The sequence below is a fragment of the Pseudomonas sp. ANT_J28 genome (assembly GCF_008370005.1).
Lineage (GTDB): Bacteria > Pseudomonadota > Gammaproteobacteria > Pseudomonadales > Pseudomonadaceae > Aquipseudomonas > Aquipseudomonas frigoris.
The window spans coordinates 20,757-37,495 of sequence record NZ_VOBM01000010.1; the positions used below are offsets into that span (position 1 = coordinate 20,757).

Sequence of the window (16,739 nt, forward strand, 5' to 3'; positions counted from 1 at the left end):
TTTAGATGCAGTCGGCCCGCGCAGGCTAAAGCCACGGCTCGACCTTTCATGGACCTCATCGCTGGGAAGCCCGCAGCAGAGGCCCGCTCATCGAAACAAGACCTTTAATCATGTCGAAGAAATCCCGTTCAAAACTCTGGTTTCTGGTCCATAGCTGGCTGGCATTGCCGATCTGGTTTTTCGTACTGATCGTCTGTGTGACCGGCACCCTGGCGGTGGTCAGCCAGGAAATCGTCTGGCTGGCCAACCCGCAAATGCGCGCCAGCCAACCCTCGGACGATGCGCCGCTGCTCAGTTACGACCAGATCATCGCCGCGATCAAAAAAGCGGAACCGAACACACTGGTCGAAGGCATCAGCCGGCCCGATGAATCGCACTTCGCCCTCGACGTGGACGTCAGCTACCCCGACGGTCGCTCGGTGACGGTTTACGTCAATCCCTACAGCGGCGTCATTCAGGGCACTGCCCCGCCATTCAATTTCAAGGCATTTACCCGCGCGCTGCATGGCTGGTGGCTGGTGCCGTTCACCAACGGTTACAGCTGGGGCTGGTACCTGGTGTCGTTTCTCAGCCTGCCATTGCTGGCGTCGTTGGTCACCGGGCTAGTGGTCTACAAGCGCTTCTGGAAAGGATTCTTGCGACCGGCGTTGCGCATTCGTCATGGCGCACGGATTTTCTGGGGCGACTTTCATCGCCTCAGCGGCATCTGGTCGATCTGGTTCATCGCGGTGATTTCCATCACCAGCACCTGGTTTCTGATTCAGGCGTTCATGTTCGATAACCAGATTTCGATTTCCACCGCGCCAGTCGCTGCTGTGGTTCCGCGTGAAAGTGTCCCGCTGACTGCCGACGGTTCGCCGGCGCCGATGATTAGCCTGGAGACGGCGATCCGCGAAGCCAAGGAACGTATTCCCGGACTGGACGACAGCTTCGTCAGCCTGCCTGCCAATGTCTATAGCTATCTGTCGGTAGGCGGACGCAGTTGGTATCCGCTGATGTTCCAGACCGCCGACATCAACCCGTATACCGGCGACATCGCCGCCACCCGCCTGTTGTCGGACCGTTCCGGCCTGGAGCTGGTGACCGAATCCATGCGTCCGCTGCACACCGGCGATTTCGGCGGCATCTGGATCAAGCTGATCTGGTTCTTCTTCGGCCTGATCCTGAGCATGATGGTCCTCAGCGGCCTGTTGATCTGGACCAAACGCACCGCCCTGGCCACGGCCAATGCCCTCAAGCGCAGCCATAAACGCCCGCGCAGTCAGACCGCTGCGGCCAACAGCCGTGAAACCACGGAGGTCAGCCAATGAATCTGTTTACCGCTGATAAACCGGGCTCGAAACTGAGTCGTTTCTGGCACAAATGGCGCTTCCACATCAACGTTCTGCTGTTGCTGGTGCCGCTGGGCTTCATGCCCAAATACTTTGCCGACGCTGCGCTGTTTCGCGGTGACACCGGCCTGGGTGAGCGGGAGATCGGAGAGGTTCAGGTCGGCCCCTGGAGCCTGCGCCTGGCCGAATTGCGCAACGAAGCACCGAGGCTCGATGGCCCGGCCGGTTACATGAAGAACTTCAACGCGGCGCTGTGCGACAGCTGCCGCGATCAGGTCAAGGCGACTTACCTGCGCATCGGCAAACCGCGCAGCCTGCGCGCTGCCGGGGTGATTTTCTTTGGTACGCCGTACCGCATGGGCGCGATGTTGCCGATCCCCGAGAAGACCAAAGCCGACGCCGAGCTGTGGATCACCATGGAAGGCTGGGACGGCGCCATGCATCAGGCCTCCGTCCCCCTGAGCCAGGCATCCCCGGCCACCCTCGCCTGGCTGAACCAACAAGGAGGCAAACCATGATCAACGCTTTACGTCCTTTGAGCGCCGCGCTGCTGGTGCTGTGCGCCGGTTTCAGTGCCAGCGCCCTGGCCCACAACCCGATGTGCGAATGCAAAGCCATCGACGCCGAGCAGATCAAATGCACCGGCGGTTTCTCCGACGGCAGCGGCGCGCCGGGGGTGACCCTGGACGTGATCGGCTACGACGAAACCATCCTGGTGCCGGGCAAGCTCGGCGCCGATTCGACCCTGACCTTCAAGAAGCCCGGCGCCGAGTTCTACGTGCTGTTCGACGCAGGTCCCGGCCACGTCGTCGAGATTGACCAAGCGGACATCGAAGCCCCATGAGTACACCGACTACGCAAATCGTCCGCCCGGCCGGTGCCGGCCATGAAACCCTTTATGTGTTGCTGTTGTGCCTGATGATTCTGGCGGTGGCCGGCTCGGTGGTCGCCTGGCGCGGTGAGTCTCAGGAAGTCAGCAGCGTTGGCAGCCATCAACTGGATGCCCGTCGCGACTTGAGCGCGTCCGAGCAAGGCATCTACGCCGACCTGCGGGTGACGCTCGACGAAATTCATCTGTTGCGTCAGGAGCAACAAGCGCTACCCGCCCCCTCAGCCCTCGCCGATGAAGGTTTTGCGCCGTTCGCTCAGGACGCCAGTTCCGTCATCCGCGGCGGTCATGCCTGGCAATTGCTCGACGCCAAGGCTTACTTCGGCCAGAGCCAGACGCCCACCGTGGCGGGGTCGTTTCTGATGCGCTTGACCGCTGACGACGATGCTCCGGACGTCTGGCTCAACCGCGGCAAAGCCCTCGCTGCCCCGACCGACCTCACCGACGCTGCGCTGGAAAGCGCCGGCTGGCAGCAGATCGTCGCGCAATTCGATGCCGGCGTGACCCGCCAGCTCCGGCACTGAACCCTCGCCTTCACCCGAGAGAAGACCGCTTAACCATGCCTATTTCATCTCAACGTTCTTTCTTGCGCCTGATGCTGGTCGGCTTACTGGCTTGTCTGCTGACCCCGCTGGCCAGTGCCGACGCGGCCAAGCGTCTGCGCATCGGCATCACCCTGCACCCTTATTACAGCTACGTGGCGAACATCGTCGGTGACAAGGCCGAGGTGGTGCCGCTGATTCCGGCCGGTTTCAACCCGCATGCCTACGAGCCCCGCGCCGAGGACATCAAGCGCATCAGCGGGCTGGACGTGGTCGTGCTCAACGGCGTCGGCCATGACGACTTTGCCGACCGTATGATCGCTGCCAGCGAAACACCGAACATTCCCGTGATCGAAGCCAACGAAAACGTACCGTTGCTGGCCGCCACCGGCGTCGCCGCTCGCGGCGCCGGCAAGGTCGTAAACCCGCACACCTTCCTGTCGATCAGTGCCTCGATTGCCCAGGTCAACAACATCGCCCGGGAACTGGGCAAGCTCGACCCGGCCAACGCCAAGACCTACACCCAAAACGCCCGCGCCTACGGCAGACGCCTGCGGCAGATGCGCGCCGACGCCCTGGCGAAACTGACCCAGGCACCGAACGCCGAACTGCGGGTGGCCACGGTTCACGCGGCTTACGACTATTTGCTGCGCGAGTTTGGCCTGGAAGTGACCGCTGTGGTCGAACCGGCCCACGGCATCGAACCGAGCCCGAGCCAGTTGAAAAAAACCATCGATCAACTGCGGGAACTGGACGTGAAAGTGATCTTCTCGGAGATGGATTTCCCGTCCACCTACGTCGAGACCATCCAGCGTGAATCCGGGGTGAAGCTGTACCCGCTGTCGCACATTTCCTATGGCGAGTACACCGCCGACAAGTACGAAAAGGAAATGACAGGCAATCTCAACACGGTGGTCCGGGCGATTCAGGAGTCCGGCCAATGACGGCTAAAGAAACCATCTGTGCCCAAAACCCCACCCCGACCGCCCCCGAATCCCCTGTGGGAGCGGCGGTGCGACGATTCGACTTGCTCGCGAAAGCGGTGGGTCAGTCAACATTGATGTCGACTGACACTCCCTCTTCGCGAGCAAGTCGAATCGTCGCACCGCCGCTCCCACAGGTTTCGGGGCCGACGCTGGATTTTGCGGAGGTCAGTTTGACCCTCGGGCGCACGACGATCCTCGACAACGTCACTTTTCAGGTCCGGCCCGGCAGCGTGCATGCGCTGGTCGGCCCCAACGGTGGCGGCAAGAGTTCGCTGATCAAGACCTTGCTCGGACAGATGCCGCATCAGGGTCGTCTGAGCCTGCAATGGCCCGGCACACCGGGGACCATCGGCTACGTACCCCAAGCCCTGGAATTCGATCGAGGTTTGCCGATGACCGTCGACGATTTCATGGCCGCGATGTGCCAGCGGCGCCCGGCGTTTCTCGGGTTGAGCAAGCACTACGCCGGCGCGATTGGCGAAGCCCTGGAACGGGTCGGCATGCAGGACAAACGCAAGCGGCGCATGGGGGCGTTGTCCGGCGGTGAGCGTCAGCGTGTGTTGCTGGCTCAGGGACTGATTCCGGCGCCGCAGTTGCTGGTGCTCGACGAACCGATGTCGGCGCTCGACGAGGCCGGTATTCAAGTGTTCGAACGACTGCTCGGCGACTGGCGCCAAAGCGGCATCACCGTGCTGTGGATCGAGCATGATCTGGAAGCAGTCGGACGGTTGGCGGATCGTGTCACCGGGCTTAATCGCCGGGTGCTGTTCGATGCCACGCCGAAACAAGCGCTGACCCCGGAACGCCTGCTGACCCTGTTCTCGACCCATCCACGGAGCGCTGCCTGATGAGTTACGAAGCCTTTCGTTTGATGGTCCAGGGTTGGGCCTCTTCCGGTTATCTGCCTGAGGCGCTGGCCTATGGATTTGTGGTCAACGCGTTGCTCGCCGGCTTGCTGATCGGCCCGGTGCTGGGCGGTTTGGGGACGTTGGTGGTGGTCAAGCGTTTCGCGTTTTTCTCCGAAGCGGTAGGCCACGCGGCGCTGACCGGCGTGGCCATCGGCATTCTGCTGGGCGAACCGTACACCGGGCCTTACGGCAGTCTGTTCGGCTACTGCTTGTTGTTCGGCATTTTGCTCAACTACCTGCGCAATCGCACGGGTCTGGCGCCGGATACGTTGATCGGTGTGTTCCTCTCGGTGTCGTTGGCATTGGGCGCCAGTCTGCTGCTGATTCTGGCAGGCAAGATCAACGTGCACATCCTCGAAAACGTACTGTTCGGTTCGGTACTGACCGTCAACGGCAATGACCTGCTGGTGTTGGCCATCGTCGGTTCGCTGGTCATGGCCCTGGCCTTGCCGCTGTACAACCGCATCATGCTGGCCAGTTTCAATCCGCAACTGGCGGCGGTGCGGGGTGTAGCAGTGAAAACCCTGGATTATCTGTTTGTGATTTTGGTGACCCTGATCACCGTAGCGGCGGTAAAAGTCATCGGCGCGATTCTGGTCGGCGCCCTGCTGGTGATTCCGGCGGCAGCTGCGCGATTGCTGAGTCAGTCGCTGAAGGGCTTCTTCTGGTGTTCGGTGCTGATCGCTACGGTCAGCACGCTGTGCGGGATCCTTGCGCCGATTGTCTTCGACCTGCCTATCCCGTCCGGCGCCGCGATCATTCTGGTGGCCGGTATCGCCTTCGCCCTCGCCGCCATTGCGCGTGGCGTTGTCCCCAGCCTGAAAGGGAATCTCGGATAAATGTCTTTTACTTTGCGTCAATTGACCCTGGCATTGACCTTCACATTGCCCTTTTGCGGGCTGGTCAACACAACCTTTGCAGCTGACAGCGTCAAACCGCTGCGCGTGCTGGCGTCCTTGCCGATCACTTATGGTCTGGGCGAAGTCTTGCTCAAAGGCACCGATGTCAACCTTGAACGTGCCGCGCCGGCGAATCTGCCCGGTAGCCGGCAGACCGCGTACTTCACGGGTCGTGGCGCTCCGACGCTGGCCAAACTGGCGACCGACGCCGATGCAGTGATTGGTCTGCGTTCGCTGTGGGCGGATGATCCGCTTTACCCGATCTCCCGGCGTAGCAACATCCGCATCGTCGAGGTCGACGCCGCGCGCCCGGTGGACGGCGCGCTGCCCGGCATCGCCGTGCAACCCGGCAACAAAGTTGATGGGTTGAACAGTCAGCCGTGGTTTTCCAGCAACAACATGGGGCGGATGGCGGACGTCATGGCGGCAGACCTGGTGCGTCTGGCGCCCCAGGCCAAGCCGAAGATCGAGGCCAACCTGGCTGCGCTCAAACAGCGCTTGCTCAAGTTCAGCGCCGACAGCGAAGCGCGGCTGGCCAGTGCCGACAACCTCAGCGTGATGAGCCTGAGCGATCACTTTGGCTATCTGATCGGCGGCCTCAACCTGGAACAGATCGGCCTCGATGCGCGGCCGGATGCCGAGTGGACACCTGAAGCGCTCAAGCAGTTGGGTGTGACACTCAAGGACAATGACGTGGCGGTGGTGTTGCACCATCGACAGCCGTCCGATGCGGTGAAAGCGGTGATTGCCGAAGCGGGTAGCCGGTTGGTGGTGTTGAGTGTGGATGCGGCGGATCCGGTGGCCGAGCTGGAAGGGAATGTGGATTTGCTGATCAAGGGGTTGAGCGGGGCGTAACGTCAGTTGGACCGCGTTATCGTTCTTCGCGAGCAAGTCCGCTCCCACATTGGATTTGTGGCGCGACACAGATCCAATGTGGGAGCGGGCTTGCTCGCGAAGGCGGCCTCACAAGCAACACACATTCCAGATATGAAAAAGCCCGCTGACCTTCTCGGTTCAGCGGGCTTCTTTTTGCGCGGTGACTCAGTGAGCCACAGCCGCTTGTTCTTCCATCTTCTGGCGCAAGCTCAGCGGACGCATGTCAGTCCAGGTTTCTTCGATGTAAGCCAGGCATTCCTTTTTCAGGCCGCTCTTGCCCACGGTGCGCCAGCCTGCAGGCACGGTTTTGTAGTCGGGCCAGATCGAGTACTGCTCTTCGTGGTTGACCACGACCTGAAAGAGGATGTCCTCGCGGTCGAATACTGAAGTCATGGTGTTTCTCCTCGCTGTAGGGTGGGCTGCACTGCGTGCGCAACCGTTATGTAGAAGGAACGTGTCAGAGGCTGAAAAATTTAGAGGCTGGCGGTGGCAGCAGCCATGGCCCTGCCGAAAATATCGGCTACCCGATCGATTTCCGCGGCAGTGATCACCAGCGGCGGCAGGAAGCGCACCACGCCGCCATGACGCCCGCCCAGTTCGAGGATCAAGCCACGCTTGAGGCATTCACGCTGCACCAGCGGCGCCAGTCGACCGAAGATCGGCGGATGACCCCGCGTATCCAGCTCGCCAGTCGGATCGACCAGTTCAACACCCAGCATCAAGCCGCGTCCCCGAATGTCACCCAGTTGCGGGAAGTCCCGCTGCAGGATGCGCAGGTGTTCGCTCAAGCGTTCACCCATGGCAGCGGCATGCTCGCAGACCTTGTGTTCGGTCAGGTAACGCATCACCGCAGAACCTGCGGCCATGGCCATCTGATTGCCGCGGAAGGTCCCGGCATGGGCGCCCGGCAGCCAGGTGTCGAGCCAATCGCGATAGACCACCACGGCCAACGGCAAACTGCCACCGATGGCTTTGGACATGACCACCACGTCGGGAATGATCCCGGCGTGTTCGAAGGCGAACATCTTGCCGGTGCGGGCAAAACCGCTCTGAATCTCGTCGACGATCAGCGCGACACCGGCCTTTTCGGTAATCCGTCGCAGGCCGCGCAACCAATCAAGATCGGCCGGGATCACCCCACCCTCGCCCTGCACCGCTTCAACGATCACCGCGGCCGGCAATTGCACACCGGCCTCTGGATCATTGAGCAGGTTTTCCAGGTAATTCAGATTGACCTGCACACCTTGCGCGCCGCCGAGCCCGAACGGGCAGCGGTAATCGTAGGGATATGGCATGAACTGCACACCGTTGCTGAGCAAGGCGCCCAAGGGTTTTTTCGGCCCCAGACTGCCCATCAGGCTCAGCGCACCCTGGCTCATGCCGTGATAACCACCCTGAAACGACAGCACGGTGCTGCGTCCGGTGGCGGTGCGCACCAGTTTCAGCGCGGCTTCCACCGCGTCGGTGCCGGTCGGACCACAGAACTGGATCTTGGCTTCAGCGGCCAACGCCGGCGGCAGCAGGCCGAAAAGGTCCTGAACGAACTGATCTTTGACCGGGGTGGTCAGGTCGAGGGTGTGCAGAGGCAGTTCATCCGTCAGCACTTGCTGGATCGCGTCGATTACCACCGGATGGTTGTGCCCGAGAGCCAACGTCCCGGCACCGGCCAGGCAGTCGATGAAACGGCGGCCTTCGACGTCTTCGACATAAATGCCCTTGGCCCGTTTGAGAGCCAGGGGAATGCGTCGCGGATAGCTGCGGGCATTCGATTCCTGCTGGTTTTGACGGGCCAGCAACGGCGACTCATTGAACTGATAAAGCGTCTCGGTCGGCGCCGGAGTGATCCGGGCCGACTGATCTTCCATAAGGCTGGTAGCGACTGACATCTCTCGACCCCTGAATAAGGTTTTCCTGTTCTGGAAACGCATCAGGGCGCCGAGGATTTAGACCCTCGATCAGCTTTCTATGAGGGGAGTGTCAGCGCTTTGTGCATGGGGATGGCGTGGAGCCCCGCCACCGTGAAGGTTTCAGCGCAAGGCTGGTAACCCAGATGACGGTAAAACGCTTCGCTGGTGCGGATGCTATTGAGTCGGGCTTGACGCAACCCCCGATCGGTCAACCAGCCTTCGAGGTCGCGCACCAGCGCTTGCCCGGCCCCGCGACGAAACCATTCCGGTTGTACGTAACAAAACGCGACCTTGCCGCTGATCGCAGCCATCGCGACGCCGACCGGTTTGTCCTGCAACAGGGCAATGTTCAGGTACAACCGCTCGTCGGCCAACCAGGGCTGCACGTGTTCGATGGTTTTGTTGTGGGTCCAGGTGGCGACGGTGAGCGGATCGTTGCGATGGTCGAGCGCGCAACCCACGCGAATGGAGCGCTCGACGATCCGGCTGATGATGCCGGCGTCGGCGGGGGTTGCCTTGCAAATGTGTAGGGGGGCATCCATGGCGCTGTTACCTCAATCCATTGAGAAAAAGCTGCCGGGGACGATAGCGTTGTGGCGAGTGGATGGCTAATGGAGAGACGTTACATTTGGTGTGCAACACAAAACCAGTGTGGGAGTGGGCTTGCTCCGGGCGGCGTTCCGACGAAGGTGGACTCCCAGCCAACATCATCGTCGAATGTTAAACCGCTTTCGCGAGCAAGCCCGCTCCCACATTTGCTCTGCGATGCTTGTTAGATGGGTTGCAACGGCATGGTCAACTCAACCCGCAACCCATCCGGTCGACTGTCGAAATGCAACGTACAGCCGCAGCGCTGGACGATTGCCTGAACAATCGCCAGACCCAGGCCGCAGCCAGTGCTCTGGCCATTGCGCCAGAAGCGTTGGGTCAGGTGTTGCAGATCGTCTTCGGCAATGCCGGGGCCATGGTCGCGAACCACAAACTGCACGCGGTTGCCGGTGGTTACCAGACTCAGTTCCACCGCGCCGTCGCCCGGGGTATGACGCAGCGCGTTGTCCAGCAGGTTGCGCAGTGCGGCAATCGACAGCACGGCGGGCATTTGCACCGGGGCGTGAGAGATTTTCGGCGGCATCTGAAATTTGATCCGCTGACGATCACCGCTGGCAGCGTCCTGAATCGCCAGTTTCGCCACCTGCCCGGCGCTGCATTGCACGCCATCATCGAACGACAGACTGCCCTCGACCCTCGCGAGCAACAGCAATTGCTCAAGGGTCCGGTGCAGGCGATCGGCGCCCTCTTCGGCCCGGGCCAGGGATTGATCCCGGGCCGCGCCGTCGGTCATGCGCGCCACTTGCAGGTGGGTCTTGATCGCTGTTAGTGGGCTGCGCAATTCATGGGCGGCGTCACCGGTCAGACGGCGTTCGCGTTCGATGGTCTTGCCGATCCGTTGGAACAGCTGATTCTGGGTGTCCAGCAACGGTTGCAGTTCACTGGGTAACGGCTGGATTTGCAGCGGTTCCAGGGAGTCGGCGCTGCGGCGCATCAAGGCATCGCGCATGCGGTTGAGTGGCGCCAGCCCCTGGCCGATCCCCAGCCAGAGCAGGCACAGGCAGCCGAGCAAGGCCACGCCCACTGGCACCGAAGCCGCCAGCAGGATCGACATGTTCAGCGCCTCACGCTCGATCTGCCGGTCGGCGGTGGTGATGCGTACGTCGCCGCGGGCCAGGGTGAAACTGCGCCACGGCGCACCGTCGATCATCTGATCGTGGAAGCCCATTTTCTCGGCTTCGAGGGCTTGTTGCGGATCGGTGTGACTGCGGGCGAGGATTTCGCCACGTAGCGAACTGACCTGACAGGCCATGCCGCCGGGGATATTCAGTTGTTCCGCGCTGAAATGGGTGCCCTCACCCTTGCTCGGCAACGCCGGCAATTGCTCCATCAGGCCGGCGACCATCCGTGCCGAGGCCACCAGCCGCTGGTCGAGGGAAAACATCATTTGGTTGCGCAGGTCGCTGAGCATCCAGGCCGCCGCCAGGGCCCAGATCAGCGCAAAAGCGGCGCCGAGTGTCAGGCTCAGGCGCAAACGCAGGCTCATCACTTTTTCAATTCCTCTGCGCCATCGGCCGGCCCCAGGCGATAGCCCAGGCCGCGCACCGTCTCGACAATGCCATTGCCGAGCTTGCGCCGCAGGTGATGGATATGCACATTGAGAGCGTTGCTTTCAAGCTCATCGTTAAAACCATAAACGCTGTCTTTCAGTTGCTCGGTCGACAACACCCGGCCCCGATTATGCAGCAAGGCCTGCAACAGCGACTGCTCACGACGGGAAAGGTCCACCGGCTGGCCGCCAAGCATGGTTTCGCGGCTGCTCGGGTCGTAAGTCAGGCGACCGTGTTCGATCAGGTTGACGCTGCGTCCGGCCACTCGTCGTAGCAACGTGTGTAGACGCGCGGCAAGTTCGCGCAAGTCAAAAGGCTTGAGCAAGTAATCGTCAGCGCCGGCCTGCAAGCCATCAACACGGTCGGTGACTGAATCCCGGGCGGTGAGGATCAACACCGGGATTTCCAGACCGCTGTGTCGCAACTGCTGCAGCAGCTTCAAACCGTCTTCATCGGGTAGACCGAGGTCGAGCACCATCACATCGAACACGGCGACCTTGAGCATCGCCCGGGCAGACGATGCGGTGGCGACATGCTCTACCGTCAGGCCCTGAGCGGTGAGGCCGGCAACGATACCGCTGGCAATCAGCTCATCGTCTTCGCAAACCAGTACGTGCATGGGAACTCCATGAGCAAAAACCCTAGTCAAACAGGTGAGGATTAAGTCGCAATTATGGCAAGGGCTTCAGCTGACGAGAAGCAGGGCTTGTATTCACGTCGCAGGGATCAATTCAACGCAATACATATCTACCGCACCCGTGCGTCCCCTTCTCAATAGCCTGTGTCGGGTAGTACTTAAATTCAACTCGACTCAATACAGGTATCCATCATGTATTCCCATGCAAGTGCTTTAACGATTCTGTTCAATCTATTTGACACCCTGAGCGCCCTGGCAACCCAAGTCAACGATCAGCCAAAAGAAGCGATAACCAAGGGCCTGGCCCTGTACAACCTGGGCGAATTCATCCAGGCGAAGCCTTATCTGACGGTTGCCGCCGTCGCGGGAGACCGTGCGTCGCAATATGCATTGGGGGAGGTGACAAGGCGTCAGGCGGGCAGCATCACCGACGAAGCAAAAGACTGGTATCGACTCGCTGGTGCCCAGAATCATGTTTATGCCCTGATGCGACTGGGCGACGAAGCCTCGCTCAGGAAAGCAAAGGAACTGGCCCAGGCCGATGCCGCTCAAGCCATGCTTGAGTTGTACGAGCTGGACCAGAACATTGAAACATTGAAAAAAGCTGCGGATGCCGGCTCCCTGGAGGGCCAGTACATTCTCGCGGTCAAGTACGACCAGGACGAAACGCTCATTGCCGACAGTGAGCAACGTCGATCCACCATCGATGCGCTGCTGGAAAAAGCCGCCGACGCCGGTCTTTCGAAAGCGGTCCACTGGTACACCAACCGTTACCCGATCAATCAGGATCTTCCTCTCAGGCGCCAATGGCTGGAAAAACGCGCACAGCTCAATGACGTGAACGGCGTACTGAATTACGGTTTCGCACTCAGCGGTTTCTATCAAGATGACAGCGGTGTCGATAACGAATACGGCTTCACGCGGGATCTGGTCAAAGGCTATGGGTTGATCTGGCTGGTCGTCGAAACCACCAGAGAATTGTCTCGACACGATGGCGCCAGACAATACCTTGTCGATATCGCCGAGGAGATGACGACTGATCAAGTAACTGCCGCCAAAGCCTTCGCGCAGCAATGGAAAACGACTCATCCCCCGATGTCCGAATTCAGGCTGACCTATAGCGACATTGCCTGATCCCGCCGGGAGCCCATCACCGAAGACGGCCATCGACGTCTTGCGTTAACACCCGGTTAATCGCTGGCCATCATCTTGGGCGAAGTGTGTAAACCTCAAGGCGTTGTCGATGCGTTACGTTCTTCTATTGCTATTAACGTTGTTTGCCAGCCTGGGTCAGGCCCAGGCTGGCAGTAATGCGTTTGAAACCAAGCCCGACTTTCTTCCCGTCAGCAAAGCCTTCAGCTTTACGTCTGAGCGTCTCGCTTCCGGGGAAACCCAGCTGTTCTGGCAGATCGCCGACGGCTATTACCTGTATCAAAAACGCCTGAAATTCGATGGTTTACCCCCGGAACAGCAACCTGTCTTGCCGGAAGGTGAAGCGCACAGCGACGAGTTTTTCGGCGCGCAACAGGTTTATCGCCAAGGGCTGGAGCTGAAGATCCCGGCGGGTGCCTCCGGCCGGATCAAGGTAGGTTTCCAGGGCTGTGCCGATGCCGGTCTGTGCTACCCACCGCAAACTCAGGTCGTGGATCTGGGTGGCAATGCGGTCACTTCTGCGACAAACGAGGCGCCGGATCAAGCCTTGGCCAGCAACCTGCAACAACGGGCGCTGGGCTGGAGCTTGCTGGTGTTCTTTGGTCTGGGGCTGTTGCTGGCCTTCACCCCTTGCTCGCTGCCGATGCTGCCGATTCTCGCCGGTTTGATCGTCGGCAGTGGCGCCACGCCCAAACGCGGCTTCGCGCTGGCGACCAGCTACGTCGTGAGCATGGCGCTGGTGTATGCGGCGATGGGCGTGCTGGCCGCGCTGCTCGGGGCGAATCTGCAGGCGTTGTTGCAGAACCCTTGGTTGCTGGGCAGTTTCGCGGCTGTGTTTGTGCTGCTGGCGCTGCCGATGTTCGGCTTCTTCGAGTTGCAACTGCCGGTGGCCGTGCGTGATCGATTGGAAAATGTCTCGCGCAATCAGCGCGGCGGCAGCCTGTTCGGGGCCGGTGTGTTGGGGGCCTTGTCCGGTCTGCTGGTGGGTCCGTGCATGACCGCACCGCTGGCGGGCGCCTTGCTCTACATCGCTCAAAGCGGCAATGCGCTGCATGGCGGGCTGATTCTGTTCGTCATGGGCATCGGCATCGGCGTACCGCTGCTGTTGTTGGTGACCGTCGGCAATCGCTTCCTGCCCAAACCCGGTGCCTGGATGAACCTGCTCAAGGGCGTATTCGGCTTCCTGTTCCTCGCTACCGCGTTGCTGATGCTGCGTCCGGTGCTGGATGAGTCACTGTGGATTGGTTTGTGCGGTGCCTTACTGCTGATTGCCGCGTACAGCGCCTGGAAGCAATCGGAAGGTTTCGGTCGCGTCGCCCATGTGTTCGGCGCCAGCTCACTCTTGCTGGGTGTGTGGGGCAGCCTGCTGATGATCGGTGCCGCTGGCGGCGGCGACGACCTGTTTAAGCCATTGCAGGTCTACAGCGCTTCAAACTCGAGCAGCGCCGCAAACCCGGTCGGCCACGACGCATTCACCACGATCAAGGACCCGGCATCTCTGCAACGGGAGCTCGACGCGGCACAGGCTCAGGGCCAATGGGTGCTGCTGGACTACTACGCCGACTGGTGCGTGTCGTGCAAGGTCATGGAAAAACAGGTATTCGGCAAAGCTCACGTGCTGCAAGACTTGAGCGATGTGCGCTTGCTACGCCTGGACGTCACCGCCGACAATGCCGCCAGCCGCGAACTGCTCGGCCGTTATAAAGTGCCGGGGCCGCCGAGCCTGTTGTGGATCGGCGCCGACGGCATCGAGCGTCGCAGCCAGCGCATCACCGGCGAGGTCGATGCCGGCACCTTCCTGCAACGCTGGACCACTACCCGAGACGCCCGTTAATGCTGACCTTTACCCTCGGCACTTTTGCCATCGCGCTTAATCACCTGCTGCTGATCAGCGCCTTGGCGCTGGCGACCTTCGTCGGCTGGCGGGTGGCCAAGCGCGGTGGCGAGAATCCGGAGTCGGTGCTGTTCAGCCTGTTCCTGCTAGGCATGCTGGCCGCCCGGGTCGGTTTCGTGGCCGTTTACTGGGCGCACTATCGCGATGACCCCTGGCAGATCATCGACCTGCGCGACGGCGGTTTCCTCGCCTGGCCGGGTGTGATCGTGCTGCTGCTTGCCGCGTTGTATCGAGGCTGGCGTCGCCCGGGCTTGCGCCGTCCGCTGGGCTTTGGCGTGGCCAGCGGCCTGGCGTTCTGGCTACTGGCGACCTTCTCACTGACCATCTACGAACAAGGCACACGCCTGCCGGAAATCACCCTGCGCAATGCCGCCGGCGAAACCGTGCAACTGGCCGATTACAAGGGCGGCCCGTTGGTGATCAATCTCTGGGCCACCTGGTGTCCGCCATGCCGTCGGGAAATGCCGGTGCTGGAAAACGCCCAGCAACACCGCCCGGACCTGACGTTCCTGTTCGTCAACCAGGCTGAAAGCATGCAAAGCGTCAGTACTTTTCTGGAAACCCAGGGCCTGAGCCTGTCCAACGTGCTGTTTGACGGCAGTGGCCGATTGGGCCAGGCCGTCGGCTCCATGGCGTTGCCGACTACGCTGTTCTATAGTCCCGACGGTCGCCTGCTGGGCAGCCATCTGGGTGAGCTGTCGGAAGCCAGCCTGGCCCGCGCCCTGGAAAACTTCGACACCCCGAATCCTGCCGCACCGGCCACCTCTTCAAGGAAATTGCCATGCCCCGCCTCCGCCACCTGCTGACGTTGACCCTCGGCGCTGCCCTGCTCCATTTACCGTTAGTGCAGGCCGCCGAAGAATTGCCCGAAGCGATCAAGAAAATCGAAGCCAAGGGCGCGAAAATCGTCGGCCAATTCGACGCACCCGATGGCTTGCGTGGTTATGCCGCGCAGTACCAGAACCGTGGCATGGCGCTGTACCTGACGCCGGATGGCAAACATGTGCTGCTCGGCAATCTGTACGACGCCGACGGCAACGACCTGAGCAGCGCGCCGCTGCAGAAGCTGGTTTACGCGCCGATGGCCAAGGAAGTCTGGGGCAAGCTGGAAACCAGCAACTGGATCGGCGACGGGAAGAAAGATGCGCCGCGGATCGTGTACCTGTTCAGCGATCCGAATTGCCCTTACTGCAACATGTTCTGGGAGCAGGCGCGCCCATGGGTCAAGTCGGGCAAGGTGCAGCTGCGGCACATCATGGTCGGCATCATTCGCGAAGACAGTCCGGGGAAATCGGCTGCGCTGCTGGCCGCCAAGGATCCGCAGAAAGCCCTGGAAGACCATGAGAAGTCAGGCAAGAACAGCTCGCTAAAAGCCCTGAAAAACGTGCCCCCGGCGATTCAGGCGAAGCTGGCGGCCAACATGCAGTTGATGGAAGACCTGGAGCTGCAGGCCACCCCGGCGATTTTCTACATGGACGACAAGGGCGAGCTGCAACAACAGCAAGGCGCGCCTTCGCCGGACAAGTTGGTGCAAATTCTCGGACCGAAGTAGTTCTTTCTGATAGGGCGTTGGTGGGTTCACTGGCGTCTTCGCGAGCAAGCCCGCTCCCACATTAGTCCTGCGAACACAGGTCAAATGTGGGAGCGGGCTTGCTCGCGAAGAACGATTACGCGGTTTTGCGGGCTCTCTCACTTAGAAACTTCAGCAGTGCGTCGGTGACAAACTGCGGATTCTCCAGATTGGAGATATGCCCCGCCTCCGGCACCAGCAGATAAGGGCAACCAATCAACTCGGCCATCTCCTTCGTCTCCGACGGCGGCCGCGGCTTGTCCTGATCACCACACATCAGCAGCGTGGTGTCAGGATTCAACTCGCCCAGACGCGGCAACAGATCATCCCGCCTAAACGTAATCCGCCCCATCGGCACGATGCTCTCGCGCAGACGCTCCGGCGGTAGTGCGGCCAGTTTGGCGCGGAAGTCCTGATACAGCGCCGACTGCGGATCGATGCCCGGACGGAAGAAGATCGGCACGACGATGTCGAGTAGCTGCGGCGCGATCACGCCGGTGTCTTCGATCTGTTTGAACAGCGAGAAATAGTATTGGCGAGTCGGTTCCGGCTCGACGCCGACGTAGGTGTCCATCAGCACCAGACCGTTGATCCGCTGCGGCGCCGACAGCGCCAGACGTACGCCCCACATGCCGCCGACCGAGAGACCGACCAGCGTGACACGGTCGATGTCCAGATGATCGAGCAGGGTCAGGGCCTGGCGCGCAATGTCATCCAGCGACTGTGTGCCTTGGGGTAGCGGCCCGGATTTACCATGGCCCCACAGGTCCAGAGCGATCACCCGATACTGCTGCGACAGAGCGGCAATCTGCGGCGCCCACATGGCCTGGTCCCACAGGTAGCTGCCGGCCAGCAAAACGGCAGGGCCTGTACCTTGATCAATGTAGTGAAGCGCTTGTCCGTCTATTGTTGCGAAGGGCATCGGTTGTCTCCTCTCCAAAATGGCACAGGCAGACTGTGCCGCTGACGATCCACAGTCAACTTTGCAG

18 protein-coding genes are annotated in these 16,739 nt (G+C 61.0%); 12 read left to right on the forward strand and 6 right to left on the reverse strand.

Annotation, left to right across the window (positions count from 1 at the left end; translation table 11 throughout):
• The first annotated feature begins 110 nt into the window (after positions 1–110).
• The 8 genes from FQ187_RS09145 to FQ187_RS09180 all read left to right on the forward strand — a co-directional run bounded on the left by FQ187_RS09145 (position 111) and on the right by FQ187_RS09180 (position 6,410).
• Positions 111–1,310 carry a PepSY domain-containing protein gene (locus FQ187_RS09145; protein WP_149629207.1) on the forward strand — a complete coding sequence of 400 codons (1,200 nt, stop codon included), beginning with the start codon at positions 111–113 and terminating at the stop codon, positions 1,308–1,310.
• Positions 1,307–1,849 carry a thiamine pyrophosphate-binding protein gene (locus tag FQ187_RS09150; RefSeq protein ID WP_149629208.1) on the forward strand — a complete coding sequence of 181 codons (543 nt, stop codon included), beginning with the start codon at positions 1,307–1,309 and terminating at the stop codon, positions 1,847–1,849. The genes FQ187_RS09145 and FQ187_RS09150 overlap by 4 nt, the downstream gene beginning before the upstream one ends.
• Complete coding sequence (locus tag FQ187_RS09155; protein WP_149629209.1) at positions 1,846–2,175, forward strand: hypothetical protein; 330 nt, start codon at positions 1,846–1,848, stop codon at positions 2,173–2,175. The genes FQ187_RS09150 and FQ187_RS09155 overlap by 4 nt, the downstream gene beginning before the upstream one ends.
• Complete coding sequence (locus tag FQ187_RS09160) at positions 2,172–2,744, forward strand: DUF6162 family protein (protein WP_149629210.1); 573 nt, start codon at positions 2,172–2,174, stop codon at positions 2,742–2,744. The genes FQ187_RS09155 and FQ187_RS09160 overlap by 4 nt, the downstream gene beginning before the upstream one ends.
• Positions 2,745–2,779: 35 nt before the next feature.
• Complete coding sequence (locus FQ187_RS09165; protein ID WP_149629211.1) at positions 2,780–3,706, forward strand: metal ABC transporter substrate-binding protein; 927 nt, start codon at positions 2,780–2,782, stop codon at positions 3,704–3,706.
• A gap of 116 nt (positions 3,707–3,822) precedes the next feature.
• Positions 3,823–4,596 (forward strand): metal ABC transporter ATP-binding protein, encoded by a 774-nt coding sequence (locus tag FQ187_RS09170; RefSeq protein WP_371925531.1) that lies wholly within the window; start codon positions 3,823–3,825, stop codon positions 4,594–4,596.
• Positions 4,596–5,495, forward strand: coding sequence for a metal ABC transporter permease (locus FQ187_RS09175; RefSeq protein ID WP_003226663.1), 900 nt, complete (start codon positions 4,596–4,598; stop codon positions 5,493–5,495). The genes FQ187_RS09170 and FQ187_RS09175 overlap by 1 nt, the downstream gene beginning before the upstream one ends.
• Positions 5,496–6,410 carry a metal ABC transporter solute-binding protein, Zn/Mn family gene (locus FQ187_RS09180; protein WP_149629213.1) on the forward strand — a complete coding sequence of 305 codons (915 nt, stop codon included), beginning with the start codon at positions 5,496–5,498 and terminating at the stop codon, positions 6,408–6,410.
• A gap of 186 nt (positions 6,411–6,596) precedes the next feature.
• On the opposite strand, the gene FQ187_RS09185 is transcribed toward FQ187_RS09180, so the two are convergent.
• The 5 genes from FQ187_RS09185 to FQ187_RS09205 form a co-directional block, all read right to left on the reverse strand.
• Complete coding sequence (locus FQ187_RS09185) at positions 6,597–6,824, reverse strand: MbtH family protein (protein ID WP_149629214.1); 228 nt, start codon at positions 6,822–6,824, stop codon at positions 6,597–6,599.
• A gap of 80 nt (positions 6,825–6,904) precedes the next feature.
• The gene (locus FQ187_RS09190; protein WP_149629215.1) at positions 6,905–8,317 is read right to left on the reverse strand and encodes an aspartate aminotransferase family protein; all 1,413 of its coding nucleotides are present in this window, start codon (positions 8,315–8,317) and stop codon (positions 6,905–6,907) included.
• Positions 8,318–8,394: 77 nt separating this feature from the next.
• Positions 8,395–8,880 (reverse strand): GNAT family N-acetyltransferase, encoded by a 486-nt coding sequence (locus tag FQ187_RS09195; RefSeq protein ID WP_149629216.1) that lies wholly within the window; start codon positions 8,878–8,880, stop codon positions 8,395–8,397.
• 230 nt (positions 8,881–9,110) lie between these two features.
• The gene (locus FQ187_RS09200; RefSeq protein WP_149629217.1) at positions 9,111–10,436 is read right to left on the reverse strand and encodes an ATP-binding protein; all 1,326 of its coding nucleotides are present in this window, start codon (positions 10,434–10,436) and stop codon (positions 9,111–9,113) included.
• The gene (locus tag FQ187_RS09205) at positions 10,433–11,116 is read right to left on the reverse strand and encodes a response regulator (RefSeq protein WP_149629218.1); all 684 of its coding nucleotides are present in this window, start codon (positions 11,114–11,116) and stop codon (positions 10,433–10,435) included. Before FQ187_RS09205 ends, FQ187_RS09200 begins: the two co-directional genes overlap by 4 nt.
• A gap of 210 nt (positions 11,117–11,326) precedes the next feature.
• Here FQ187_RS09205 and FQ187_RS09210 point away from each other — a divergent pair, with 210 nt between their 5' ends.
• The 4 genes from FQ187_RS09210 (at position 11,327) to dsbG (ending at position 15,732) form a co-directional block, all read left to right on the forward strand.
• A complete protein-coding gene (locus tag FQ187_RS09210) occupies positions 11,327–12,268 on the forward strand; it encodes a tetratricopeptide repeat protein (protein WP_149629219.1) in 942 nt (313 codons plus the stop codon).
• 109 nt (positions 12,269–12,377) lie between these two features.
• Positions 12,378–14,120, forward strand: coding sequence for a protein-disulfide reductase DsbD (gene dsbD, locus FQ187_RS09215; RefSeq protein WP_149629220.1), 1,743 nt, complete (start codon positions 12,378–12,380; stop codon positions 14,118–14,120).
• Positions 14,120–14,986, forward strand: coding sequence for a TlpA disulfide reductase family protein (locus FQ187_RS09220; RefSeq protein WP_149629221.1), 867 nt, complete (start codon positions 14,120–14,122; stop codon positions 14,984–14,986). The genes dsbD and FQ187_RS09220 overlap by 1 nt, the downstream gene beginning before the upstream one ends.
• Positions 14,962–15,732: a thiol:disulfide interchange protein DsbG gene (dsbG, locus tag FQ187_RS09225; RefSeq protein WP_129437271.1), complete on the forward strand. Its 771-nt coding sequence runs from the start codon at positions 14,962–14,964 to the stop codon at positions 15,730–15,732. The genes FQ187_RS09220 and dsbG overlap by 25 nt, the downstream gene beginning before the upstream one ends.
• Positions 15,733–15,847: 115 nt before the next feature.
• Here the strand turns inward: dsbG and FQ187_RS09230 are convergent, their stop codons facing one another.
• A complete protein-coding gene (locus tag FQ187_RS09230; protein WP_149629222.1) occupies positions 15,848–16,672 on the reverse strand; it encodes an alpha/beta fold hydrolase in 825 nt (274 codons plus the stop codon).
• Between the last annotated feature and the right edge of the window lie 67 nt (positions 16,673–16,739).